This window comes from Pseudarthrobacter sp. SL88 (assembly GCF_026672455.1).
Classification (GTDB): domain Bacteria; phylum Actinomycetota; class Actinomycetes; order Actinomycetales; family Micrococcaceae; genus Arthrobacter.
The window spans coordinates 1,000,269-1,024,563 of sequence record NZ_JAPPRD010000001.1; the positions used below are offsets into that span (position 1 = coordinate 1,000,269).

Consider the following 24,295-nt stretch of genomic DNA (forward strand, 5'->3'; position numbering starts at 1 on the left):
CGGTTCCGGCCGGATCCGGGTCCGGGGAACCCTGATCCATGCTTGGATTGACCCATGACAACCGTCCCGGCCAGGCCCCCTTTGGCCCGCAGCAGCGACCGCGTGATTGCCGGTGTCTGCTCGGGCCTGGCCGTTCATCTGGGCTGGCCGGTGAAGAACGTCAGGGTAGGCATGGCGCTTGCAACGCTCGCGGGCGGGGCCGGCCTCGTCTTCTACGCGTGGCTGTGGATCATGGTTCCCACCGCGGATGAGGCTGCCCGGCGCAATGCCCGGCGGCCGGCGTCGCCCATTGCCCCTGCGGTGAGCCAGGCACCTGCCGCCGCCGTGGCCGGCACACTGTCGGCGCTGCCTTCCGCTCCACCCGGCCCGGCGCCCTTTGGCCAGGCGCCCTTGAGCCAGGCACCCTCGAATCAGGCATCCCTGGGCCAGGCTGCCGACGGCGGCGCTCCCCAGGGCGCGGACAGCGCGGCACCGCCCGGCGGCCGCAAGCCGGGCGAACCGCCGTGGTTCCGCTGGCAGAGCATGAAGTACGGCAAGGAGATCCTGCTTGGCTGCGGGCTGCTGCTGGTGGCCGGGATCATGATCGCGCAGCTGCTGGGCGTCGACGTGCCGCTGGGAACCCTTATTCCCGCCGCCGCCGTCCTGGGCGGCGCGTCCATCGCGTGGATGCAGCTGGACGAAACGCGGCGGGCCGGGCTGGTGAACAAGACCAAGGCGGACCAGGCCGGCGGCTGGGCACGGCTCGCGGCCGGCCTGGCGCTGGTGGTGGCCGGCGTGTTGGTGATGGTGTCCGGTTCCGGCTCCTGGGAGCAGACCTGGCTCGCGCTGCTGGCCTCCGTGGCAGTGCTCGGTGGCGTAGTGCTGGTCCTGTTGCCCTGGGCGCTGAAGTTCTGGCGGGATTTGGAGACCGAGCGTGCCGGCAGGATCCGGGAAACCGAACGCGCCGAGATCGCCGCGCACCTGCACGATTCGGTGCTGCAGACGCTCGCGCTGATCCAGCGCCGGGCCGGCAGCGAGCACGACGTCGTCCGGTTGGCCCGGGCGCAGGAACGCGAGCTCCGCGGCTGGCTGTTCCAGGATCCCGGCAGGGAAGCGGGGCAGCTTTCGGACCGGATCAAGGCCGTGGCAGCCGAGGTGGAAGACCTCCTGGGCAACGCCGTGGAGGTGGTCAGCGTCGGCGATGCCGCCATGACCGAAGGCCACGAGGCCATGGTCCAGGCAAGCCGGGAAGCCATGCTGAACGCCTCCCGGCACGGTGGCGGCGCCGTTTCCGTGTACCTCGAAGCCTCGGACGGCCAGGCCGAAATTTTCATCAAGGACCGCGGGCCCGGGTTCGAGCTGGCCGACGTGCCGGAGGACCGCCTGGGCGTACGGGAGTCCATCATCGGCAGGATGAAGCGGCACGGCGGATCGGCTGCCATCCTCAGCACCGGGGACGGCACGGAGGTCCGCCTGCGGCTGCCGGCTGCGAGCACGGACAACGTGGAAGGAAAGTCATGAACGTCAACCAGGGGGCAGCCGCGCAGGCCGCCAGCTCCGTCCGCGTGGTCATCGTGGACGACCACGCCATCTTCCGTTCCGGGCTCAAAGCCGATCTCGATGCCAGCATCCACGTGGTGGGGGAAGCGGCCACAGTGGAGCAGGCCATTGCCGTCATCGCCGAACAGCGGCCCGATGTCGTATTGCTGGACGTGCACCTTCCCGGCGGGTTGGGCGGCGGCGGCCGTGAGGTTATCGCAGGGTCCGTTCCGCTGCTGGGCACCACGCGCTTCCTGGCCCCTCAGCGTGTCCGATGCTGCGGAGGACGTCGTGGCAGTGATCCGGGCGGGGGCCAGGGGCTATGTCACCAAGACGATCTCCGGGGCCGAGATCACCGACGCCGTGTTCCGGGTTGCCGGCGGGGACGCTGTCTTCTCGCCGCGCCTGGCAGGGTTCGTTTTGGATGCTTTCGGCACCGCGCCGGCGGACATCGCCGATGACGAGCTGGACAAGCTCTCGGCCCGCGAGCTTGAGGTCATGCGCCTGATCGCCCGGGGGTACAGCTACAAGGAGGTGGCCAGGGAGCTCTTCATCAGCATCAAGACGGTGGAAACCCACGTTTCCGCGGTCCTGCGGAAGCTCCAGCTCTCCAGCCGCCACGAACTCACCAAATGGGCCGCGGAGCGCCGCCTCCTCTAACCGCAGCGCGCTCACATCCTGCGGCTACCCTATTTCTGCGACGCGCGCTCACATCCTGCGGGAAAAACGCAAACGCCCGCTCACTCTCCTTAGAAGAGTGAGCGGGCGTTTGTGCTTAAGGCGCCAAGAGTGAGCGGGCGCTACTGGGCCTTGCCGAGGAAATCCTGCAGGCGCTGCACGCCGGTGGCGAGGTCGTCATCGCCCAGTGCGTAGGAGAGCCGCAGGAAGCCGGACGGGCCGAACGCCTCGCCCGGAACCACTGCCACTTCCACCTCGTCCAGGATCAGGGACGCCAGTTCGGCCGATGTCTGCGGCGTTGCGGTACCGGCCGCCGTGGGGAATTCCTTGCCCAGCAGCCCGCGGACGTCCGCGTACACGTAGAAGGCGCCCTTCGGCGTCGGGCATTCCACCCCTTCAATGGCGTTCAGGCCGGCCACGATCGCCTTCCGGCGGCGGTCGAAGGCCACCTTCATCTCGTCGACCGCTGTCAGCGGGCCGGAAACGGCGGCGAGGGCGGCGATCTGCATGATGTTGGAGACGTTGGAGGTGGCGTGCGACTGCAGGTTGGTGGCCGCCTTGATGACGTCCGCCGGGCCGATCATCCAGCCGACGCGCCATCCGGTCATGGCATAGGTCTTGGCCACACCGTTGAGGATGACCACCTTGTCACCGAGTTCGGGCACGGCCGTGGCGATGGAGGTGAAGGGAACGCCGTCGTAGGTCAGGTGCTCGTAGATCTCGTCGGTCACCACCCAGATGCCCTTTGACGCTGCCCACTTGCCGATCTCGGCCACCTGCTCCGGCGAGTAGACGGCGCCGGTGGGGTTCGACGGCGAGACGAACAGGAGGATCTTGGTCCGGTCCGTCACGGCTGCTTCAAGCTGTTCGATGGTCACCAGGTAGCCCTGCTCCGGCCCCGCAAAAACCTCGACGGGAACGCCGCCGGCCAGCCGGATCGCTTCAGGGTAGGTGGTCCAGAACGGTGCGGGGACAATGACCTCGTCGCCCGGATCCACCAGCGTGGCGAACGTATTATAGACGGCCTGCTTGCCGCCGTTGGTCACCAGGATCTGGGAAGGGTCTGCGGCGTATCCGGAGTCCCGGAGCGTCTTCGCGGCAATGGCCTGCTTCAGTTCGGGAAGCCCGCCGGCGGGGGAGTAGCGGTGGTACTTCGGCTGGCCCGCGGCCTCAATGGCAGCCTGGACAATGTAGTCCGGGGTGGGAAAATCCGGCTCGCCTGCGCCGAAGCCAATCACCGGACGCCCAGCAGCCTTCAGCGCTTTAGCCTTGGCATCAACGGCCAGGGTGGCGGATTCGGCAATTGCGGATATGCGCTGGGAAACGCGGGCGGCAGACATGGCAGGTCCGTTCTACGCTTGCAGCCGGATGGCTGGAATGTGGGATTCGACGTTTTCTACTCTATGCTGTTCACCGGACCCTCCGGGGTGCCGGAGGTGAAATGTGACTGGCCCGCCAGGCACTGACACGCCGGCTTGCGGAGGGGCTGGAACGGGTCGGTTTTACGAACGCGAAGATGTTGCCGTAGACTGATTCACCGGTGTTGAAACACAGATGATGGCGTGCGCCCCAGTGAAAGCTGGTGAATCGCCGTTGCTGTTTGGTTTCACTCCATAGGGTAGTGGCGCAATTGGTAGCGCAGCGGTCTCCAAAACCGCAGGTTGCAGGTTCGAGTCCTGTCTGCCCTGCGCAAGCTGCCCCGGGCAACAAATCCGGGGGCAAGCGCAGCAACCATGGTTCTGATCAGGGCCGGGTAATCCACCATTGCAAAGATGAGCGAGGACCAGGTGACCGAAACAGCTGCCAGCAGCTCCAAGGGCCGCCCAGCTAAGAAGGATGCCAAGGCAAACATCTTCGCCCGTATTGCACTTTTCGTCCGCCAGATCATCGGCGAACTGAAGAAGGTCGTTGCCCCCACCCGCAAGGAACTGATCAACTACACGCTCGTGGTGCTGGTGTTCGTGGCCATCATGATGGTCATCGTCAGCCTGCTGGACATCGGTTTTGGAACCGCTGTCGGCTGGCTCTTCGGCGGGACAGGCCCCACGGACAACTAAGGCTGCAGGGTCCGCAGGCTGCGCGCTCCATCCGGGAAACCGGAGGGGAGCGCCGGTGTGCGGAATTGAGCCATTTAAATAGGCATGTTAGGCAATGAGGAAGCAGGAGACCAAGTGTCTGAGCAGGAGCTCGAGGTAACCGGGACTGAGCAGGAAGAGGCCGTGGACATCACCGCAGAAATCGGTGAAGAGTCTGAGGTTGAGTCCTCCGCGCCCGAATCCGATGACGCCGATGCCGACGCGGAGGCTGACAGCGAAGCAGAGTCCGGCGATGCCGACGCTGACGCCCTCGCCGCCGCGGCAGCCACCGCTGCCGTTGACCCGGCAGATGAATTCAAGGCCAAGCTGCGCCGCCAGGAAGGTGACTGGTACGTCATCCACTCCTACGCCGGTTACGAAAACCGCGTGAAGGCCAACCTTGAGACCCGCATCCAGACCCTGGACATGGAAGATTACATCTTCGAGATCCAGGTGCCCATGGAAGAGGTCGTCGAGATCAAGAATGCCCAGCGCAAGGTCATCAACCGCGTCCGCATTCCCGGCTACGTCCTGGTCCGCATGGACCTGACCGACGCCTCCTGGGGCGCCGTCCGCCACACTCCCGGCGTTACCGGCTTCGTGGGCAACGCCCACAACCCCGTGCCGCTGCGCCTCGACGAGGTCTTCTCCATGCTCGCGCCGGTCTTCGAAGAAGAGCAGGCCGAGAAGGGCAAGCCGGTCAACAAGCAGCACCAGGCGCCGGTGGACGTCGACTTCGAGGTCGGCGAGTCCGTCATCGTCAAGGAAGGCCCGTTCGAGACCCTTCCCGCCACGATCTCCGAGATCAAGGTCGAATCCCAGACCCTCGTGGTGCTGGTCTCCATCTTCGAGCGCGAGACGCCCGTCACCCTGGCGTTCAACCAGGTCACCAAGATCTGATTACCCGAGAATTCGTTCCGGCGCCGCCCGCTTAGCGGCTCCGGAACGGCAGGCCGCCTTGCCATGGCGGCCAAAAACCTGGGCCACGCTCCTGTGCCCCAGGAAGTTATTGAGAGAAGGACCCTACATTGGCTCCCAAGAAGAAGGTCACCGGCCTCATCAAGCTGCAGATCCAGGCAGGTGCCGCTAACCCGGCCCCGCCGATCGGTCCCGCACTTGGCCAGCACGGCGTCAACATCATGGAATTCTGCAAGGCGTACAACGCTGCAACGGAAGCCCAGCGCGGCAACGTCATCCCCGTGGAAATCACCGTCTACGAGGACCGTTCCTTCACGTTCATCACCAAGACCCCGCCGGCTGCAGAACTCATCAAGAAGGCTGCAGGCGTTGCCAAGGGTTCGGCTACCCCGCACACCGTCAAGGTTGCCAAGCTGACCCAGGCACAGGTCAACGAGATCGCCTCCACCAAGATGGAAGACCTCAACGCCACCAGCCTCGAAGGCGCAGCGAAGATCATCGCCGGCACCGCCCGTTCCATGGGTATCACCGTCGAGGGCTAATCCCCCTACCGCCGCCTGACGCCGCGCATCAGCATGGCGCCGAGTGGCACCGCCGGAATCCCGGCACCACCAACAATTGAAATGCCGGTTATCCGGGACGAATAACCGTCCGGATCACCGGCTGTGGCAGGGCCCAGCGCGGTCCGCAGACCACAACTGCACAAGGAGAAAGAGCAGCATGGCAAAGCGCAGCAAAGCATATGAGGCAGCAGCCGCCAAGATCGACGCGGAGAAGTCCTACGCGCCGTTCGAGGCAGTGACCCTCGCCAAGGACACCAACCCGTCCAAGTTCGACGCCACCATCGAGGTTGCTTTCCGCCTCGGCGTGGACCCCCGCAAGGCTGACCAAATGGTCCGCGGTACGGTCAACCTGCCCCACGGCACCGGTAAGACCGCCCGCGTCCTGGTCTTCGCCACGGGCGACAAGGCCGAGGCAGCAATCGCAGCCGGCGCCGACTTCGTTGGCTCCGACGACCTGATCGAAAAGATCGCCGGCGGCTGGACCGACTTCGACGCCGCTGTTGCCACCCCTGACCTCATGGGCAAGGTTGGCCGTCTCGGTAAGGTCCTCGGCCCGCGTAACCTGATGCCGAACCCGAAGACCGGTACGGTTACCCCGGACGTCACCAAGGCTGTCAATGACATCAAGGGCGGCAAGATCGACTTCCGCGTCGACAAGCACTCCAACCTGCACTTCATCATCGGCAAGGTGTCGTTCGACGCCGTCAAGCTGGCTGAGAACTATGCAGCAGCGCTGGAAGAGGTGCTTCGCTTGAAGCCTTCCGCTTCGAAGGGCCGCTACATCCAGAAGGCCACCGTTGCCACCACCTTCGGCCCTGGCATCTCCGTGGACCCGAACGTCACCAAGGTGCTCACCGAGGCCTAAGCCTTACAGAACATCTGCCCCGATCATTCCGGGGCATTGAAAACCGCCCGGCGCGCATGCGCCGGGCGGTTTTTGCTTAACTTGTTCACACGTTCTGCCTAAGCTGGGGAAATGCCCGGGACACCGCTTCCCTTCCCGCCGGACGCGGTCGCCGCCGGCATCAACATCAGTCGCGTGGAGATCCCCGCGCGGGGGAACCGAACGCAACCGCCCGGCGTCGTACCTTCCGAAGACTTCCGTGCATGCCATTCCCTGCGCGAAACCCACGAACTCTCGCTCTGGGGCAACCTGGACCGGTGCCCGACGCTGGCCGAGTCGCTGGAATTCTGGCGGGGGAACCAGTACGAGGAGCGGCACCTGTTCCTGGCCCGCCGCGACGGCAGTCCTGCGGGGCTGTGTTCGGTCACCCTGCCCTTGCGGGAGAACACCGATACCGCGGGAATCGATGTACTGGTCCACCCGGCCCAAAGGCGGCAAGGCGTTGGCCGCACGCTGCTGCAGTTTGCAGAAGCCGCGGCCCGCAGCCGGGGGCGCACCTCATTGGACGGGTACCACGAGATCCAGCTGGAACGCGTCGGCCCGGGTGCGGCCATGCTGCCTGCGAAGTCCGGATCAGGTGCGCTTCCCCTCGCCGATCCCGCCACTGCCTTTGCCTCTTCGGCCGGCTACTCGCTTGAACAGGTGGAACGGTCCAGCCGGCTGGACCTGCCCGTGCCTGCAGGGGTCATGACCCGGATTGAGGCTGAGGCCGCCGCCCGGGCCGCCGCCTACACGGTGGTCCGCTGGGACGATCACTGCCCTGACGAATTCGTTGCCGGCCTGGCCGCGCTTAAGGCGACCATGAGCACCGACGTCCCCATGGCCGCCCTGGGCTGGGAACGGGAGGACTGGGATCCTGCCCGGGTTCGTGACGAGGAGGCCGCCACGGTCCGCGGCGGTGTGCAGTCTGTGGTGGCAGCGGCCCGGCACCGCGGGACGGGTGAACTGGTTGCCTATACGGTCCTGAACTGGCGTCCGGAAGTACCGGGATCCGCCACCCAGCAGGACACGCTGGTGGCCGGGCCGCACCGCGGCCACCGGCTGGGCATGCTGGTCAAGGCCGCAAACCTGGGCCGGGCGCAGGCCAGGTGGCCTTCGGTCCGCTCGGTTTTGACGTGGAACGCCAGCGAAAACCAGCATATGCTTTCGATTAATATTGCGCTTGGATTCAGGCCTGCCGGCTATGAAGGGGAGTGGCAGAAACGGCTGGGATGATGCCCCGTATGGCAAAAGACGTGAAGATCGAGCAGCTCTGGATTCCCGACTCCCTTGAGGCCCCTGACGCTGCCGATTTCCTTGCCGCCCTCGAAGTGGGCAGGAAAGTTCGGATGGCCACCTGGGGGAGTGACGACCTCGCCTACGGTCCCCTCGAGAAGCTCCTTGAATTCGAGGATCCGTACGAGCGGCAACTGATCCTCGTCGCCAAAGTGGACGGCGAAATAGTCGGGACCGTGGACATCGCCCTGCCCCTGACCGATCACCTGGACCTGGCGGAATTCACCCTGGACATCCTGCCCGAATTCCAGCGGCAGGGCGTGGGGCGGCGGCTCCTGGAGGCCGCCGAGCAGCTTGCCCGCGGCGAGGGCCGCACCATGATCCTGGTGGACACCAATCATCCCGGCGCATCGCTGGATGAGTTCGAACAGGCCCTCCTGGTGCCGGGGACCGGGCCGGGCTTCGTCCCGCTGGACAGCCGCGAGGTGGAGTTCGCCCAGAAGACCGGGTACACCCTGCAACACATTGAGCAGTTCAGCGCCTGCATCCTGCCACTGGATTCGAAGCTTGTGGCGGACCTGCAGGCAGAGGCCGATGACGCCAACAACGGCCGCTACCGCCTGCACCACTGGACCGACCGCTGCCCGGACCGCTGGCTTGAGGCCGTCGCGGTACTCGAGAACCAGGCCGGTGCGGACGTTGACCCCGATCTTGACGTCCCTGTGGAGCAGGACTTGGTGTTCGACGGCGGCATCCTGCGCGAAGCCGAGGACGTCGCCATCGCGCAGGGCCGGCGGACGGTGGTCACCGCCGTCGAGCATCTCGCCTCGGGCACGCTGGTGGGGCTGACCACCATCACCGTGCTGGCACACCGGGCGGACGTGGTGTTCCAGGACGACACGCTGGTGCTGCAGGAGCACCGGGGCAACAAGCTGGGCCTGCTGATCAAGGTCTCCAACATGGAACGGCTCACCGAGCAGTTCCCTGACGCGCGCGTCATCTACACCTGGAACGCTCCGGACAACAGGTACCTCCTTACCGTTAACCAGCAGCTGGGCTTCCGCGTTGCCGGGGTGACCGGGATCTGGCAGAAAGAGCTGCCGAAGCTCCATACCAGTACCAGCTGAGGCCCCGATTTGGCGTCCTGCCACGGGCTCCCGTAGACTTGGAGGACCAAAGACCGTCGGTTGTTGGAAATCCACTCTTTCGAGCATTGCTCAACTCTGCAGTTGTGCGCGGGAGATGAAGTGGTTTTCTGGACGAAGGACCCTGACATAGGGCGGCCGGCGCAGGTGAACGAAGCAACGCTCCATGGAAACATGTTGAGCCAAGCCCCGTGCATCTGCGCGGGGCGTTTTTAGTTTTAGCTCACCTGAGCGGGACCCTCGAATACCGGCACTATCCCCGGAAGGAGGGTTATGGCAACGCCTACCAAGGTTTCAGCAGTAGCTGAGATCACTAACGATTTCAAGGAATCGAACGCCGCTGTCCTGACCGAATACCGCGGGCTCACCGTTGCACAGCTCAAGCAGCTGCGTGTTTCTCTCGGCCAGGACACCAAGTTCGCGGTCGTCAAGAACACCCTGACCGCCATTGCAGCCAAGGAAGCCGGCGTCGAAGCATTCGACGGCCAGCTTGCCGGCCCCACTGCAATCGCGTTCATCAAGGGTGACGCAGTTGCCGCTGCCAAGAGCCTGACGGATTTTGCTAAAGCCAACAAGCAGCTGGTCATCAAGACCGGTTACTTCGAAGGCAAGGCACTGGACGCCAGCGAGGTCGCCGCACTGGCTGCCCTCGAGTCCCGTGAGCTGCAGCTCGCCAAGGTTGCAGGCATCCTCAAGGCTCCTGCTGCCGCAGCTGCACGCATCATCGATGCGCTGCGTCTCAAGCTTGAAGAAGAGAACGGTGCACCGGCAGCTGCCGAAGCGCCGGCCGCTGAAGAGTCTGCTGACTCTGAAGCTGAAGCAGCAGCCGAGGCACCCGCCGAGGCTCCCGCTGCCGAAGAGAACTAATTCTCTTTACCCCACCAGACTCCGGTGTCTGTCCCGCTCCGCGCCGTTCGGACACCACAACAGGAAGGACGCCTACCATGGCGAAGCTCAGCAACGAAGAGCTCATTGAAGCTTTCAAGGAACTGACCATCATCGAGCTCTCCGAGTTCGTCAAGCTCTTCGAAGAGACCTTCGAAGTAACCGCTGCTGCTGTAGCCGTTGCCGGCCCCGCCGCCGGTGGCGCTGCTGAAGAGGCTGAAGAGAAGACCGAATTCGACGTCGTTCTCGAGTCCGCTGGCGAAAAGAAGATCGCAGTGATCAAGGAAGTACGTGCCATCACTTCCCTGGGTCTGAAGGAAGCCAAGGACCTGGTTGACAGCGCACCCAAGGCTGTTCTCGAAGGCGCCACCAAGGAAGCTGCCGAGAAGGCCAAGGAGCAGCTCGAGGCTGCAGGCGCCAGCGTTACCGTCAAGTAACAACGGTTTCTCCACTAAAAACCCCGTCCCACTGCCTGGCAGTGGGGCGGGGTTTTTGCGTCCGGACCCCAACTGAGTAGCAGCAGGTGTCGTTATGAGCCCTCATAACGGCACCTGCTGCTACCTACATCGGGTTGGGGTCAGAAATATCCGCGACGACGGCGCCGAGGGCGGACGTGAGGGCGTCGGCGTCGACGAAGGCGCTGTAACCATGGGCGCCGGCACCCATCGATATCCGCCGCCCCGTGATGGTGGCGTCGGCATATACGGGCCACGGGCTGGTGCTCCCCAGCGGGGTAATGGTTCCGCGTTCGTAGCCCGTTGCCTCGAGGGCGATGTCCGCCGGCGGCAGGGAGAGCTTGTTGACGCCCACCAGCTGCCGCAGTTTGGGCCAGGAGATCTGCCGGTCGCCGGGGACCAGGGCGAACAGGAAGGTCCCGTTCTTGTGCTTCACCACCAGGGATTTGACGATGTCCGCCGGCGTGATGCCAAGGATTCCGGCGGCCTCTTCGAGGCTCCTCGCCGCCGGCCGTTCCACAACCTCCACGTGGAGGCCGCGGGTGGCAGCGTCGGCCAGGAACCGTTCGCGTCCGACGCCGTCCCTTCCGTTTGCCGCTTTGTCCGCCATCAGTCGCGGTAGAGCAGGAGCGCTTCGCCCTGCCCTCCTCCGCCGCACAGGGACACCGCTGCCTTGCCGGTTCCGCGCCGCTTCAGCTCGTGCGCGGCGTGCGCGGCCAGGCGTGCTCCCGACGCCCCGATGGGGTGGCCCAGGGCGATGGCGCCGCCGTGGATGTTGCACTTCTCCAGCGGATAGTCGAGGTCCTTCAACGACTGCACTGCCACCGACCCGAAGGCTTCGTTGATCTCGATGAAGTCGAGGTCAGCTGTGCTCCAGCCGGCCTTGCCCAAGGCGTTCATGATGGCGTTCGAGGGCTGGGAGTGCAGCGAGTTGTCAGGCCCGGCCACCTGGCCCGGCTTGCCCACCACCGCGAGGTATTCCAGTCCGTGCTCTTCGGCGTAAGCCCGCGATGACAGCACCAGGGCCGCGGCGCCATCGGAAAGGGGGGAGGAGTTGCCCGCCGTGATGGTGCCGTCGGTGACGAAGGCGGCGCGAAGCCCGCCGAGGGACTCCACGGACGAATTGGGCCGGACGCCCTCGTCCGTGCCCACCACCAGGGGGTCACCCTTCCGCTGCTTGACGCTGATGGCGACGATCTCGTCGTCGAACGTTCCGTTCTTGGCGGCCAGCGCCGCACGCTGGTGGGACTGGGCCGCAACGTTGTCCTGTGAAGGCCTGTCGATGCCGAGGGCGAGGTTGCCTGTCTCGGTGGACAGGCCCATCGACTGGCCGTCGAAGGCATCGGTGAGCCCGTCATGGGCGGCCACGTCGAGGGCCTGGATGGAACCGTAGGTCCAGCCCTGCCGCGACCCCGGCAGGATGTGGGGAGCCCGGGTCATCGACTCCTGGCCGCCGGCCACCACCACTGCGGCTTCGCCGGCGCGGATCATCCGGGCCGCGTCGATGACGGCGGTGAGCCCCGACAGGCATACCTTGTTGATCGTCACCGCGGGGACGTTCCAGCCGATCCCGGCGGCAATGGCGCTCTGGCGGGCCGGGTTCTGGCCCGCCCCCGCCTGCAGGACCTGGCCCATGATGACCGCTTCCACGTCACCCACCGCTGCGCCGCTGGCGTCCAGGGCGGCGCGGATGGCGTGCGCGCCAAGGTCTACGGCCGTGAAGCTGGCCAGTTGCCCGTTGATCCGCCCCTGCGGGGTGCGGACTGCTGAAAGGATGACAACGTCGCTGTTGCCGGGGGAGTTGCCCATGGTTATCTCTTCCGATCTCATCCGGTGTAAGCCACCAAGGTTATCGTGACCCTGGTCACCCATCTATTCAAACGCGGCGGCAGGCATGTGCATTCCGGGCCTGCGCCGCCTGCAGCCGCGTTAGCTGGAAGACGGCAGGGGAGAGGTCCCCATGGCCGGAATGTGCACGACGGCGGCAGCTTGCGTAGGGTGGACGGCGGAAACTCATGCAGGGGGCAGCCATGCCGCACCCGGGACGGATGGAGCAATGACAGTGAAGAAGATCCTCGCCCTGGCAGCAGTTGTTGGCGTAGCCGGGCTGACTGCCTGCTCGGTGTCGGCGCCCGCTCCGGCCGAAACCGCTGACGCTGGCCAGTCCGCGAGCCCGGCTGCCAGCAGTACCGGCTCCGCCAGTGACGGCCCGTCAGCGTCCTCCGGCACGTCCGGCGGCGCCAAGGAAGCCTGCGAACGCTTCAACTCGCTGTTTGCCGACTACGCCGCTGTGCCCTCCGGGGACGCCAACGGCTACGAGAACATCTACCTGCAGGCAGAGGACGCCAAGGACACCGTCACCGGCGACCTCCAGGGCCTGTTCGCGTCGCTCAGCCTCCTGGCCATTGACCATTCCAGTGCGGCCGAAAGCGGCGGCGAACCCGCGCAGGCTTCAAAGGACGCAGTGCGTGACGCGGTGTTCGCCAACTCGGGGACCTGCTCTGCCGAAGGCGTGACGCTGAAGCTCTAGCCCGCCGCCGGAAACCCGGATCCGGCCGGAAACGGGTGCTTGCAATCCTGCGCGAAGTGGGGTAGACACATAGGTTGTTTTGCCGTATCGTAGATATTTGCGTCTTCCCTGTTTACCTTCAGCCTTCATATAGCGGTGGGCTTTGCCTGGCAGCTGGCAATCAACGTGCCGTCGATACGTCACATCACAGCCAGCCGGGCCCCGGGTCATATAGCGGAACCGGATGGTAGCGCTGCGGAGTAACTTCTGCAGGGTGCACAGCGGGGGAGATCTGAAAACGCCTGAAGGTCTGTGGAAGGATCCCTCTTGGTCGCCTCGAGCACCTCTAATAACGAAACCGCTAACACCGCCGACAGCACTGATGGTGCCACTCGCCGGCTCTCATTCGCAAAGATTCACGAACCCCTTGATGTTCCGAATCTGCTTGCCCTGCAGACGGACAGCTTTGACTGGCTCGTCGGCAACGAACGCTGGCAGGCACGTGTAGCGAAGGCCGTCGAAGAAAACGATCTCAGCGTCGCTACGACGTCCGGCCTGTCGGACATCTTCGAAGAGATCTCCCCGATCGAGGATTTCCAGGGCACCATGTCCCTGAGCTTCTCCGATCCGGAGTTCGCTGACCCCAAGTACACGATGGCCGAATGCAAGGACCGGGACGCTACGTACTCGGCTCCGCTGTACGTCAAGGCCGAGTTCATGAACAACAACACGGGCGAAATCAAGCAGCAGACCGTGTTCATGGGCGACTTCCCGCTGATGACCGAGAAGGGTACCTTCGTGGTCAACGGCACCGAGCGTGTCGTCGTCTCCCAGCTGGTCCGTTCGCCGGGCGCCTACTTTGAGCGTGCCGCTGACAAGACCAGTGACAAGGACATCTTCACCGCCAAGATCATCCCGTCCCGCGGTGCATGGTTTGAGCTTGAGATCGACAAGCGCGACCAGGTCGGTGTCCGCCTCGACCGCAAGCGCAAGCAGTCCGTCACGGTCCTGCTGAAGGCCCTCGGCTGGACTGAAGGCCAGATCCTCGAAGAGTTCGGCCAGTACGACTCCATGCGCGCAACGCTGGAGAAGGACGCCACCGAAACCCGCGAAGACGCCCTGCTGGATATCTACCGCAAGCTGCGTCCGGGCGAGCCGCCCACCGTCGAGGCTGCCCAGTCCCTGCTGGACAACCTGTACTTCAACTCCAAGCGCTACGATCTGGCCAAGGTTGGCCGCTACAAGATCAACCGCAAGCTGGGCATCGACCGCTCCCTTGGCGACAAGGAAGCCTCGGTCCTGCACGTTGAAGACATCGTTGCCATGATCAAGTTCCTCGTTGCGCTGCACGCCGGCGAGAAGACCATCAAGGGCACCCGTGACGGCCAGGAAGTGGACCTGCGCGTCGAAATCGACGACATCGACCACTTCGGCAACCGCCGCATCCGCGCCGTCGGCGAGCTCATCGAGAACCAGGTCCGCACCGGCCTGTCCCGCATGGAGCGCGTTGTCCGCGAGCGTATGACGACCCAGGACGTCGAGGCCATCACGCCGCAGACCCTGATCAACATCCGTCCCGTCGTGGCAGCCATCAAGGAGTTCTTCGGAACGTCGCAGCTGTCGCAGTTCATGGACCAGAACAACCCGCTCTCGGGTCTGACCCACAAGCGCCGCCTGTCCGCGCTTGGCCCGGGTGGTCTGTCCCGTGACCGTGCCGGCATGGAAGTTCGTGACGTGCACCCGTCCCACTACGGACGTATGTGCCCCATCGAAACTCCTGAAGGCCCGAACATTGGTCTGATCGGTTCGCTGGCTTCCTATGGACGCATCAACCCGTTCGGTTTCATCGAGACGCCGTACCGCCTGGTCAAGGACGGAGTCGTTTCCGACGACGTCCAGTACCTGACGGCCGACGACGAAGCCGAGGTCCTGATCGCCCAGGCCAACGCACCGCTGGATGCTGACAAGAAGTTCTCGGAAGAGACCGTTCTTGTCCGTGCCCGTGGTGGTGGAGGCGAGCCTGTTCTGGTTCCCGCCGCCGACGTCGAGTTCATGGACGTTTCCCCGCGCCAGATGGTGTCCGTGGCTACGGCCCTGATCCCGTTCCTCGAGCATGACGATGCCAACCGTGCACTCATGGGTGCCAACATGCAGCGCCAGGCCGTGCCGCTGGTCCGTTCCGAGGCCCCGTTCGTGGGTACCGGCATGGAGCGCGCCGCAGCCGTCGACGCCGGTGACGTCACCATCGCCAAGAAGGCAGGTGTGGTTACCGAGGTCTCCGCTGAGCTGGTCATCATGCTCAACGACGACGGTACGGAAACCAACTACCGCATCAACAAGTTCGCACGCTCCAACCAGGGCAACTGCTACAACAACCGCGTCCTGGTAAACGAAGGCCAGCGCCTGGAGGTCGGCGGCATCATTGCTGACGGCCCGGCAACGGACCAGGGCGAGCTCGCCCTCGGTAAGAACCTGCTCGTGGCATTCATGTCATGGGAAGGCCACAACTTCGAGGACGCCATCATCCTCTCGCAGCGCATTGTTGCCGAGGACGTTCTTTCCTCCATCCACATCGAGGAGCACGAGATCGATGCCCGCGACACCAAGCTTGGTGCCGAGGAAATCACCCGTGACATCCCCAACGTGTCCGAGGAAGTCCTGGCAGGCCTGGACGAGCGTGGCATCATCCACATCGGTGCCGAGGTCGAAGCCGGCGACATCCTGGTCGGTAAGGTCACCCCCAAGGGCGAAACCGAACTGACCCCGGAAGAGCGCCTGCTGCGCGCCATCTTCGGTGAGAAGTCCCGCGAAGTGCGCGACACCTCCCTCAAGGTGCCGCACGGCGAGTCCGGCACCGTCATCGGTGTCCGCGTCTTCGACCGCGACAACGACGACGAGCTGCCCCCGGGCGTGAACCAGCTGGTCCGCGTCTACGTGGCCGCCAAGCGCAAGATCACCGACGGCGACAAGCTCGCCGGCCGCCACGGCAACAAGGGTGTTATCTCCAAGATCCTTCCGATCGAGGACATGCCCTTCCTTGCCGACGGCACCCCCGTTGACATCGTCCTGAACCCGCTGGGTGTCCCGGGCCGTATGAACGTGGGCCAGGTGCTCGAAACGCACCTCGGCTGGGTTGCCAAGACCGGTTGGAAGATCGAAGGCGAGCCCGAGTGGGTCAAGCAGCTGCCGAACCTGCCGCGCGAGAGTGGTCCCACCACTGTTGCAACGCCGGTGTTCGACGGCGCCCGCGAAGAGGAAATCACGGGCCTGCTCGACTCCACCAACGTGACCCGCGACGGTGACCGCCTGATCAACTCCTCCGGCAAGACCCGCCTGTTTGACGGCCGCTCCGGCGAGCCGTTCCCGGATCCGATCTCGGTCGGCTACATGTACATCCTGAAGCTCCACCACCTGGTGGACGACAAGATCCACGCCCGCTCCACCGGCCCGTACTCCATGATCACGCAGCAGCCGCTGGGTGGTAAGGCACAGTTCGGTGGCCAGCGCTTTGGTGAAATGGAAGTGTGGGCCCTCGAAGCCTATGGCGCCGCCTACACGCTCCAGGAACTCCTCACCATCAAGTCCGATGACATCCACGGCCGCGTCAAGGTCTACGAAGCCATCGTCAAGGGCGAGAACATCCCGGAGCCGGGCGTTCCCGAATCCTTCAAGGTCTTGATCAAGGAAATGCAGTCGCTGTGCCTGAACGTGGAAGTGCTTTCCACGGACGGAACCACAATTGAAATGCGTGACTCTGATGACGCAGTCTTCACGGCTGCGGAAGAACTGGGCATCGATCTGTCTCGCGCAGAGCCCAGCTCCGTAGAAGAGGTCTAGCAGGTCCGGTCCGACGGCGGGTGCCCACCCGCCGTCGGACCTGACCTCCCTCATTCGTCAAGACTTCAGAATTTAGAGAACAAGAGAGAACAGGGACCATATGTCCAGCGAATCCTCCTTCGGCCTCATGCAGATCGGCCTCGCCACCGCGGAAGACATCCGCGGCTGGTCTTACGGCGAGGTTAAGAAGCCGGAAACCATCAACTACCGCACGCTCAAGCCCGAGAAGGACGGCCTCTTCTGCGAGAAGATCTTCGGCCCGTCCCGCGACTGGGAATGCTACTGCGGCAAGTACAAGCGCGTGCGCTTCAAGGGCATCATCTGTGAGCGCTGTGGCGTTGAGGTCACCCGCGCCAAGGTACGCCGTGAGCGCATGGGCCACATCGAGCTCGCCGCTCCCGTCACCCACATCTGGTACTTCAAGGGTGTTCCGTCCCGCCTGGGCTACCTCCTTGACCTGGCACCGAAGGACCTCGAAAAGGTCATCTACTTCGCTGCCTACATGATCACCAGCGTCGACGAGGCTGCCCGCCACGAGGAACTGCCCAACCTGCAGGTTGAGCACGACATCGAGAAGAAGCAGCTCATCGACAACCGCGACTCGGACATCGCGGCGATCGCCCGCGACCTCGAAGGCGAAATTGCCCGCCTTGAGGGCGAAGGCGCCAAGGCTGCCGACAAGAAGAAGGCCCGCGACTCCGCCGACCGCCAGATGGCCAACGTGCGCAAGCGCGCCGACGCCGACATCGAGCGCCTCGAGCAGGTCTGGGACCGCTTCAAGAACCTCAAGGTTGCCGACCTCGAAGGCGACGAGGGCCTGTACCGCGAACTGCGTGACCGTTACGGCATGTACTTCGAAGGCTCCATGGGTGCCGAGGCCATCAAGAAGCGCCTCGAGGGCTTCGACATGCAGGCCGAATCCGACCTGCTGCGCGACATCATTGCCAACGGCAAGGGCCAGCGCAAGACCCGCGCCCTCAAGCGCCTGAAGGTGGTCAACGCATTCCTGACCACCAACAACAGCCCGCTCGGCATGGTCCTCGACGCCGTCCCGGTGATCCCGCCGGAACTGCGCCCCCATGGTCCAGCTGGACGGTGGCCGCTTTGCGACCTCCGACCTCAACGACCTGTACCGCCGTGTGATCAACCGCAACAACCGCCTCAAGCGCCTGCTTGACCTGGGTGCTCCGGAGATCATCGTCAACAACGAGAAGCGCATGCTTCAGGAAGCTGTTGACAGCCTCTTCGACAACGGCCGCCGCGGCCGTCCGGTCACCGGACCGGGCAACCGTCCGCTGAAGTCCCTGAGCGACATGCTCAAGGGCAAGCAGGGCCGTTTCCGCCAGAACCTCCTCGGCAAGCGCGTCGACTACTCGGGCCGTTCGGTCATCGTCGTCGGCCCGCAGCTGAAGCTGCACCAGTGCGGCCTGCCCAAGCAGATGGCCCTGGAGCTCTTCAAGCCGTTCGTGATGAAGCGCCTGGTTGACCTCAACCACGCACAGAACATCAAGTCGGCCAAGCGGATGGTTGAGCGTTACCGCCCGCAGGTGTGGGACGTGCTCGAAGAGATCATCACCGAACACCCGGTGCTGCTCAACCGTGCACCTACCCTGCACCGCCTGGGCATCCAGGCGTTCGAGCCGCAGCTTGTTGAAGGCAAGGCTATCCAGCTTCACCCGCTGGTTTGTGGCGCCTTCAACGCTGACTTCGACGGCGACCAGATGGCAGTGCACCTGCCGCTGAGCCCCGAGGCGCAGGCCGAGGCGCGCATCCTGATGCTGTCCTCGAACAACATCCTGAAGCCGTCCGACGGACGCCCGGTCACCCTGCCTTCGCAGGATATGATCATCGGCCTCTACCACCTGACCACCAAGCGGAAGGGTTCGGCCGGCGAAGGCCGCATCTTCGGTTCGGTATCCGAGGCCATCATGGCGTTCGATGCCCGCGACCTGCACCTGAACTCCCAGGTCAAGATTCGCCTCGAAGGCTTCGTGCCCTACGCCGGTTGGGAAGCCCCCGAAGGTTGGGAGCAGGGCCAGCCCGCAATCGTGGAAACCTCCCTGGGCCAGGTCCTCTTCAATGAGACCCTGCCCGAGGACTACCCCTGGGTTGAAGCTGTAGCGGATAAGGGCGAACTGTCCAGGATCGTCAACGACCTCGCTGAGCGCTACCCGAAGGTTGTTACCGCGGCCACGCTGGACAACCTGAAGGATGCCGGTTTCTACTGGGCCACCCGTTCGGGCGTCACGGTTGCCATCTCCGATATCGAGGTTCCGGCTGCCAAGCCGCAGATCCTTGCCGGTTACGAGGAACGCGCCGCCAAGATCCAGGGCCAGTACGACAAGGGCCTGATCGACGACGACGAGCGTCGCCAGGAGCTCATCGAGATCTGGAACAAGGCCACCAACGACATCGCTGCGGCGATGCGTGAGAGCCTGTCGCCGATGAACACCATCAACCGCATGGTGTCCTCCGGTGCCCGTGGTAACTGGATGCAGGTCCGTCAGATCGCGGGTATCCGTGGCCTGGTGGCCAACCCGAAGGGTGAGATCATCCCGCGCCCCATCAAGTCCTCCTACCGTGAGGGCCTGTCGGTGCTGGAGTACTTCATCGCCACGCACGGTGCCCGTAAGGGCCTCGCCGATACCGCTCTGCGTACCGCCAACTCGGGTTACCTGACCCGACGCCTGGTGGACGTCTCGCAGGATGTCATCGTCCGTGAAGAGGACTGCGGCACCGAGCGTGGGCTGGTCACGCCGATCGCCGTTGCCGACTCCAACGGTGAGCTGGTCCTGGACGAGAACGTCGAGAACAGCGCCTACGCACGTACGCTGGCAGTCGACGTCGTGGACTCCGAGGGCAACGTCCTTGCAGCCGCCGGCACCGACTGCGGCGACGTCGTCATCGACGAGCTCTTCAAGGCCGGCATCACCGAGGTCAAGGTCCGCTCCGTCCTTACCTGTGAGTCCAGCGTTGGCACCTGCGCCCTGTGCTACGGCCGTTCGCTGGCCACCGGCAAGACCGTGGACATCGGCGAGGCTGTCGGCATCATCGCCGCCCAGTCCATCGGTGAGCCCGGTACCCAGCTGACCATGCGTACGTTCCACACCGGTGGTGCAGTGTCCGCCGGCGGTGGCGACGACATCACCCAGGGTCTGCCCCGTATCCAGGAGCTCTTCGAAGCCCGTACTCCGAAGGGTGTTGCGCCGATTGCCGAGGCAGCCGGCCGCATCGCCATCGAAGAGTCCGAGCGCCAGATGCGCCTGGTCATCACCCCGGATGACGGAACGGAAGAGATCGCTTACCCGGTCCTGCGCCGTTCACGCCTGCTGATCGAAGACGGCGACCACGTCACCGTTGGCCAGAAACTGATCAACGGTCCGGTGGACCCCAAGCAGGTCCTGCGCATCATGGGTCCGCGTGCGGCACAGAAGTTCCTGGTGGACGAAGTGCAGGGCGTGTACCGCAGCCAGGGCATCGGTATCCACGACAAGCACGTCGAGGTTATCGTCCGCCAGATGCTGCGCCGCGTCACGGTCATCGAGTCCGGCGAATCGGACCTGCTGCCCGGCGAGCTCGCCGAGCGCAGCCGCTTCGAGGATGCCAACCGCCGCGTTGTGTCCGAGGGCAAGACGCCGGCATCCGGACGTCCGGAGCTCATGGGCATCACCAAGGCGTCCCTGGCCACCGAGTCCTGGCTGTCCGCAGCTTCCTTCCAGGAGACCACCCGCGTCCTGACGCAGGCGGCCATGGAAGGCAAGAGCGATCCGCTGCTGGGCCTCAAGGAGAACGTCATCATCGGTAAGCTGATCCCGGCCGGCACGGGTCTCCCGCGCTACACCGAGGTCACCGTGGAGCCCACTGAAGAAGCGAAGGCCAACCTGTTCACCGGCCCCAGCGCATTCAGCGACTTCTCGTACGACACCCTGGGCGGTGACGGAGCCCCCGAGTTCCACGCCATCCCGCTGGATGACTACGATCTCGGCAACGACTTCCGCTAAAAACGGCTGTCAGCCCTTTCAAGGCCGGGCCCCGCACTTTCGAGTGCGGGGCCTGGCCCGTTAACCGGACCTTTTGCGCACGGGCACCCGGGGCGGTGGAGGACGACGGCGGCGGGCGGCTGCCGCCGTCGTCCGCCCTACACGTGATTAAGGCTCAGGATCAAGCCGTGCTAGACTTTTCTGTAATTGTTCTGTGTGGCAGTGGATGAAGGCCGCCGCAGCATCATTTTGGTTTTGTTCTCATGATGCCGGGTGTGAGCTTGTTTCCGGGTTGCGGGTAAGGTGCGCAACGAATGCCACCATTTTGCACGCCTAGGCAAGATTCCAACCTCCAAGGCTGCAGGGACAACGCCAAAACCGGAGCAGGGACGGCTGACGCCTGAATGTGCCGGTAGAGATCAAACCAACGGAGAACACGAGAGTGCCTACGATTAACCAGCTGGTCCGCAAGGGCCGCACGCCTAAGGTCAAAAAGACCAAGGCTCCTGCCCTGAACGGCAGCCCGATGCGCCGCGGTGTTTGCACCCGCGTTTACACCACCACCCCCAAGAAGCCGAACTCGGCTCTGCGTAAGGTTGCACGTGTGCGCCTTAACGGTGGCGTTGAAGTCACCGCTTACATCCCCGGTGTTGGCCACAACCTGCAGGAGCACTCCATTGTGCTCGTTCGCGGTGGTCGTGTGAAGGACCTCCCGGGTGTCCGCTACAAGATCGTCCGTGGCGCCCTCGATACCCAGGGTGTGAAGAACCGTAAGCAGGCCCGCAGCCGCTACGGCGCAAAGATGGAGAAGAAGTAATATGCCTCGCAAGGGTCCGGCCCCCAAGCGGCCGCTCGTACAGGATCCCGTTTACGGCTCCCCGCTGGTAACCCAGCTCATCAACAAGGTGCTCGTTGACGGCAAGAAGTCCACGGCAGAGCGCATTGTCTACGGTGCCCTCGAAGGCGCACGCGCCAAGTCCGGCGGCGACCCCGTGGCAGCACTGAAGAAGGCCATGGACAACGTCAAGCCTTCGCTTGAGGTCCGCTCACGCCGCGTCGGCGGCGCCACCTACCAGGTTCCGGTTGAGGTCAAGCCGGGCCGCTCCACCGCACTTGCCCTGCGGTGGCTGGTTGGCTACTCCAAGGCCCGCCGCGAAAAGACGATGACCGAGCGTCTCCAGAACGAAATCCTGGATGCGTCCAACGGTCTCGGTGCCGCTGTGAAGCGTCGCGAAGACACCCACAAGATGGCCGAGTCCAACAAGGCCTTCGCACACTACCGCTGGTAATACTCCCCGGACGCCGCCGGCTCAACCGAGCCGGCGGCGAACGTGTAGTCCATCCCAAAAGGAGACCCCGTGGCACAGGACGTGCTTACCGACCTTAGTAAGGTCCGCAACATCGGCATCATGGCCCATATTGATGCCGGCAAGACCACCACCACCGAGCGCATCCTGTTCTACACGGGTGTGAACCACAAGATTGGCGAAACGCACGACGGCGCTTCGACCACTGACTGGATGGAACAGGAAAAGGAACGCGGCATCACGATCACGTCGGCCGCCGTGACCTGCTTCTGGGAAAACAACCAGATCAACATCATTGACACCCCCGGCCACGTGGACTTCACCGTTGAGGTTGAGCGCTCCCTGCGCGTCCTCGACGGTGCCGTTGCTGTCTTCGACGGCAAGGAAGGCGTTGAGCCCCAGTCCGAGACCGTGTGGCGCCAGGCTGACAAGTACAACGTCCCGCGTATCTGCTTCGTCAACAAGATGGACAAGCTCGGCGCTGATTTCTACTTCACCGTAGACACCATCGTCAGCCGCCTCGGCGCCAAGCCGCTGGTCATGCAGCTGCCCATCGGTGCCGAGAACGACTTCATCGGCGTCGTGGACCTGCTGTACATGCGCTCCCTGGTGTGGCCCGGCGATGCCAAGGGTGACGTCACCATGGGTGCCAAGTACGAGATCCGCGAGATCCCGGCTGACCTCCAGGAAAAGGCCGAAGAGTACCGCGCAGCGCTCGTTGAGACTGTTGCAGAGTCCTCTGAGGAACTCATGGAGAAGTACCTTGAAGGCGAAGAACTCACCGTAGACGAGCTCAAGGCCGGCATCCGCAAGATGACGATCAACTCCGAGCTCTACCCGATCTTCTGTGGCTCCGCGTTCAAGAACCGTGGCGTCCAGCCGATGCTCGATGCAGTTGTCGACTACCTGCCGAACCCGCTCGACGTCCCGCCGATGGTCGGTCACGACCCCCGCGACGAAGAGAAGGAACTGACCCGCGCACCTTCCGCTGATGAGCCTTTCTCCGCACTGGCCTTCAAGATTGCAGCGCACCCGTTCTTCGGCCAGCTCACCTTCATCCGCGTGTACTCCGGTCACGTGGAAGCAGGCGCCCAGGTGGTCAACTCCACCAAGGGTAAGAAAGAGCGCATCGGCAAGCTGTTCCAGATGCACGCCAACAAGGAGATGCCCGTTGAGGGCGCCACCGCCGGCCACATCTACGCTGCCATCGGCCTCAAGGACACCACCACGGGCGACACCCTGTGCGACTCTGCGAACCAGATCGTGCTTGAGTCCATGAGCTTCCCGGAGCCCGTGATCTCGGTCGCCATCGAGCCGAACACCAAGGGTGACCAGGAGAAGCTCTCCACGGCCATCCAGAAGCTCTCCGCTGAGGACCCCACCTTCCAGGTGTCCCTCAACGAAGACACCGGCCAGACCATCATCGCCGGCATGGGCGAGCTCCACCTGGACATCCTGGTGGACCGCATGCGCCGCGAGTTCAAGGTCGAGGCAAACGTGGGTAAGCCCCAGGTTGCCTACCGCGAAACCATCAAGCGCGCCGTCGAACGCCACGACTACACGCACAAGAAGCAGACCGGTGGTTCGGGCCAGTTCGCAAAGATCCAGATTGCGATCGAACCGCTGGACACTGCCGAGGGCGAGCTGTACGAGTTCGAGAACAAGGTCACCGGTGGCCGCGTTCCGCGCGAATACATCCCGTCTGTCGACGCTGGTATCCAGGATGCACTGAACGACGGCGTCCTGGCCGGTTACCCGGTAGTGGGCATCAAGGCCACGCTGGTTGACGGCGCGTACCACGATGTTGACTCCTCGGAAATGGCGTTCAAGATCGCCGGCCGTATGGCTTTCAAGGAAGCCGCACGCAAGGCGAACCCTGTCCTGCTCGAACCGCTGATGGATGTCGAAGTCCGCACCCCTGAGGAATACATGGGTGAAGTCATCGGTGACATCAACTCCCGCCGTGGCCAGATGCAGTCCATGGAAGATGCACAGGGCGTCAAGGTTATCCGTGCGCACGTTCCGCTGTCCGGCATGTTCGGCTACATCGGTGACCTGCGTTCGAAGACCCAAGGCCGCGCTGTGTACTCCATGACGTTCAACAGCTACGCGGAGGTCCCGAAGGCTGTCGCCGACGAGATCATCCAGAAGAGCCGCGGCGAGTAGTCCGTACAGGGCACTTAAAGCGAATACCTCGGCTGCGCAGCCGGAAACGGACAGCGCAGCCGGTGCAGGTGGCCGGGGCCGGCGGGGCCCATCCCGGTTAAGCCGGCTCCAGGCCATCTGCACGAACAGGCTCAGGGGAT

At 64.2% G+C, this 24,295-nt stretch carries 17 protein-coding genes, 1 tRNA gene and 2 pseudogenes; 17 read left to right on the forward strand and 3 right to left on the reverse strand.

Translation table 11 applies throughout. From position 1 onward, the window contains the following. Positions 1–54: 54 nt before the first annotated feature. Positions 55–1,500 (forward strand): ATP-binding protein, encoded by a 1,446-nt coding sequence (locus OVA06_RS04590; RefSeq protein WP_268156641.1) that lies wholly within the window; start codon positions 55–57, stop codon positions 1,498–1,500. Then, positions 1,497–2,178 (forward strand): annotated as a pseudogene (locus OVA06_RS04595) (LuxR C-terminal-related transcriptional regulator). The gene OVA06_RS04590 and the pseudogene OVA06_RS04595 overlap by 4 nt, the downstream one beginning before the upstream one ends. 140 nt (positions 2,179–2,318) lie before the next feature. Here the strand turns inward: OVA06_RS04595 and OVA06_RS04600 are convergent. Then, positions 2,319–3,536, reverse strand: coding sequence for a pyridoxal phosphate-dependent aminotransferase (locus tag OVA06_RS04600; protein ID WP_268156643.1), 1,218 nt, complete (start codon positions 3,534–3,536; stop codon positions 2,319–2,321). A gap of 275 nt (positions 3,537–3,811) precedes the next feature. Between OVA06_RS04600 and OVA06_RS04605 the strand changes: the two genes are divergently transcribed. From OVA06_RS04605 to rplL, 9 genes are all read left to right on the forward strand, one after another. Next, positions 3,812–3,884, forward strand: a tRNA-Trp gene (locus OVA06_RS04605). Positions 3,885–3,968: 84 nt separating this feature from the next. Beyond that, the gene (gene secE / locus OVA06_RS04610; protein WP_043794078.1) at positions 3,969–4,253 is read left to right on the forward strand and encodes a preprotein translocase subunit SecE; all 285 of its coding nucleotides are present in this window, start codon (positions 3,969–3,971) and stop codon (positions 4,251–4,253) included. A gap of 114 nt (positions 4,254–4,367) precedes the next feature. After that, positions 4,368–5,171 (forward strand): transcription termination/antitermination protein NusG, encoded by an 804-nt coding sequence (gene nusG / locus OVA06_RS04615; protein WP_045729566.1) that lies wholly within the window; start codon positions 4,368–4,370, stop codon positions 5,169–5,171. Positions 5,172–5,299: 128 nt separating this feature from the next. Next, on the forward strand, positions 5,300–5,731 hold the full coding sequence (gene rplK, locus OVA06_RS04620) for a 50S ribosomal protein L11 (protein WP_003803853.1): 432 nt from the start codon (positions 5,300–5,302) through the stop codon (positions 5,729–5,731). A 178-nt stretch (positions 5,732–5,909) separates the two neighbouring features. After that, positions 5,910–6,617, forward strand: coding sequence for a 50S ribosomal protein L1 (gene rplA / locus OVA06_RS04625; RefSeq protein WP_015937867.1), 708 nt, complete (start codon positions 5,910–5,912; stop codon positions 6,615–6,617). A gap of 111 nt (positions 6,618–6,728) precedes the next feature. Continuing rightward, positions 6,729–7,871, forward strand: coding sequence for a GNAT family N-acetyltransferase (locus OVA06_RS04630; RefSeq protein ID WP_268156647.1), 1,143 nt, complete (start codon positions 6,729–6,731; stop codon positions 7,869–7,871). Between the two features lie 8 nt (positions 7,872–7,879). Continuing rightward, positions 7,880–8,998, forward strand: a complete 1,119-nt coding sequence (locus OVA06_RS04635) for a GNAT family N-acetyltransferase (RefSeq protein ID WP_268156649.1) — start codon at positions 7,880–7,882, stop codon at positions 8,996–8,998. Between the two features lie 291 nt (positions 8,999–9,289). Further along, positions 9,290–9,883, forward strand: coding sequence for a 50S ribosomal protein L10 (gene rplJ, locus OVA06_RS04640; RefSeq protein ID WP_268156650.1), 594 nt, complete (start codon positions 9,290–9,292; stop codon positions 9,881–9,883). A 77-nt stretch (positions 9,884–9,960) separates the two neighbouring features. Beyond that, positions 9,961–10,338, forward strand: a complete 378-nt coding sequence (rplL, locus tag OVA06_RS04645; RefSeq protein WP_056075402.1) for a 50S ribosomal protein L7/L12 — start codon at positions 9,961–9,963, stop codon at positions 10,336–10,338. Between the two features lie 124 nt (positions 10,339–10,462). On the opposite strand, the gene OVA06_RS04650 is transcribed toward rplL, so the two are convergent. Together OVA06_RS04650 and OVA06_RS04655 are read right to left on the reverse strand one after the other, a co-directional pair. Further along, positions 10,463–10,966, reverse strand: a complete 504-nt coding sequence (locus tag OVA06_RS04650; protein WP_056075399.1) for an aminoacyl-tRNA deacylase — start codon at positions 10,964–10,966, stop codon at positions 10,463–10,465. Next, on the reverse strand, positions 10,966–12,165 hold the full coding sequence (locus tag OVA06_RS04655) for an acetyl-CoA C-acetyltransferase (RefSeq protein ID WP_268156654.1): 1,200 nt from the start codon (positions 12,163–12,165) through the stop codon (positions 10,966–10,968). The genes OVA06_RS04650 and OVA06_RS04655 overlap by 1 nt, the downstream gene beginning before the upstream one ends. 247 nt (positions 12,166–12,412) lie before the next feature. Here OVA06_RS04655 and OVA06_RS04660 point away from each other — a divergent pair, with 247 nt between their 5' ends. The 6 genes and pseudogenes from OVA06_RS04660 (at position 12,413) to fusA (ending at position 24,155) form a co-directional block, all read left to right on the forward strand. Beyond that, positions 12,413–12,886, forward strand: a complete 474-nt coding sequence (locus tag OVA06_RS04660; protein ID WP_082497265.1) for a hypothetical protein — start codon at positions 12,413–12,415, stop codon at positions 12,884–12,886. Positions 12,887–13,192: 306 nt separating this feature from the next. Beyond that, positions 13,193–16,702, forward strand: coding sequence for a DNA-directed RNA polymerase subunit beta (gene rpoB / locus OVA06_RS04665; RefSeq protein WP_056075394.1), 3,510 nt, complete (start codon positions 13,193–13,195; stop codon positions 16,700–16,702). A gap of 100 nt (positions 16,703–16,802) precedes the next feature. Beyond that, positions 16,803–20,703: pseudogene (locus OVA06_RS04670) on the forward strand (DNA-directed RNA polymerase subunit beta'). A gap of 421 nt (positions 20,704–21,124) precedes the next feature. Then, entirely contained in the window at positions 21,125–21,499 is a 375-nt protein-coding gene (gene rpsL, locus OVA06_RS04675) for a 30S ribosomal protein S12 (protein WP_011692814.1), read from the forward strand. Between the two features lies 1 nt (position 21,500). Further along, positions 21,501–21,971 (forward strand): 30S ribosomal protein S7, encoded by a 471-nt coding sequence (gene rpsG, locus OVA06_RS04680; RefSeq protein ID WP_013601837.1) that lies wholly within the window; start codon positions 21,501–21,503, stop codon positions 21,969–21,971. A 69-nt stretch (positions 21,972–22,040) separates the two neighbouring features. Beyond that, the gene (fusA, locus tag OVA06_RS04685; RefSeq protein WP_268156658.1) at positions 22,041–24,155 is read left to right on the forward strand and encodes an elongation factor G; all 2,115 of its coding nucleotides are present in this window, start codon (positions 22,041–22,043) and stop codon (positions 24,153–24,155) included. Positions 24,156–24,295 lie beyond the last annotated feature (140 nt).

Bases quoted from the DNA above. Each gene is read 5' to 3' on its own strand.
- OVA06_RS04590 (WP_268156641.1), top strand. From the start codon at position 55: ATGACAACCGTCCCGGCCAGGCCCCCTTTGGCCCGCAGCAGCGACCGC.
- OVA06_RS04600 (WP_268156643.1), bottom strand. From the start codon at position 3,536: ATGTCTGCCGCCCGCGTTTCCCAGCGCATATCCGCAATTGCCGAATCC.
- secE (WP_043794078.1), top strand. From the start codon at position 3,969: ATGAGCGAGGACCAGGTGACCGAAACAGCTGCCAGCAGCTCCAAGGGC.
- rplA (WP_015937867.1), top strand. From the start codon at position 5,910: ATGGCAAAGCGCAGCAAAGCATATGAGGCAGCAGCCGCCAAGATCGAC.
- OVA06_RS04630 (WP_268156647.1), top strand. From the start codon at position 6,729: ATGCCCGGGACACCGCTTCCCTTCCCGCCGGACGCGGTCGCCGCCGGC.
- OVA06_RS04635 (WP_268156649.1), top strand. From the start codon at position 7,880: ATGGCAAAAGACGTGAAGATCGAGCAGCTCTGGATTCCCGACTCCCTT.
- rplJ (WP_268156650.1), top strand. From the start codon at position 9,290: ATGGCAACGCCTACCAAGGTTTCAGCAGTAGCTGAGATCACTAACGAT.
- rplL (WP_056075402.1), top strand. From the start codon at position 9,961: ATGGCGAAGCTCAGCAACGAAGAGCTCATTGAAGCTTTCAAGGAACTG.
- OVA06_RS04650 (WP_056075399.1), bottom strand. From the start codon at position 10,966: ATGGCGGACAAAGCGGCAAACGGAAGGGACGGCGTCGGACGCGAACGG.
- OVA06_RS04655 (WP_268156654.1), bottom strand. From the start codon at position 12,165: ATGGGCAACTCCCCCGGCAACAGCGACGTTGTCATCCTTTCAGCAGTC.
- OVA06_RS04660 (WP_082497265.1), top strand. From the start codon at position 12,413: ATGACAGTGAAGAAGATCCTCGCCCTGGCAGCAGTTGTTGGCGTAGCC.
- rpsG (WP_013601837.1), top strand. From the start codon at position 21,501: ATGCCTCGCAAGGGTCCGGCCCCCAAGCGGCCGCTCGTACAGGATCCC.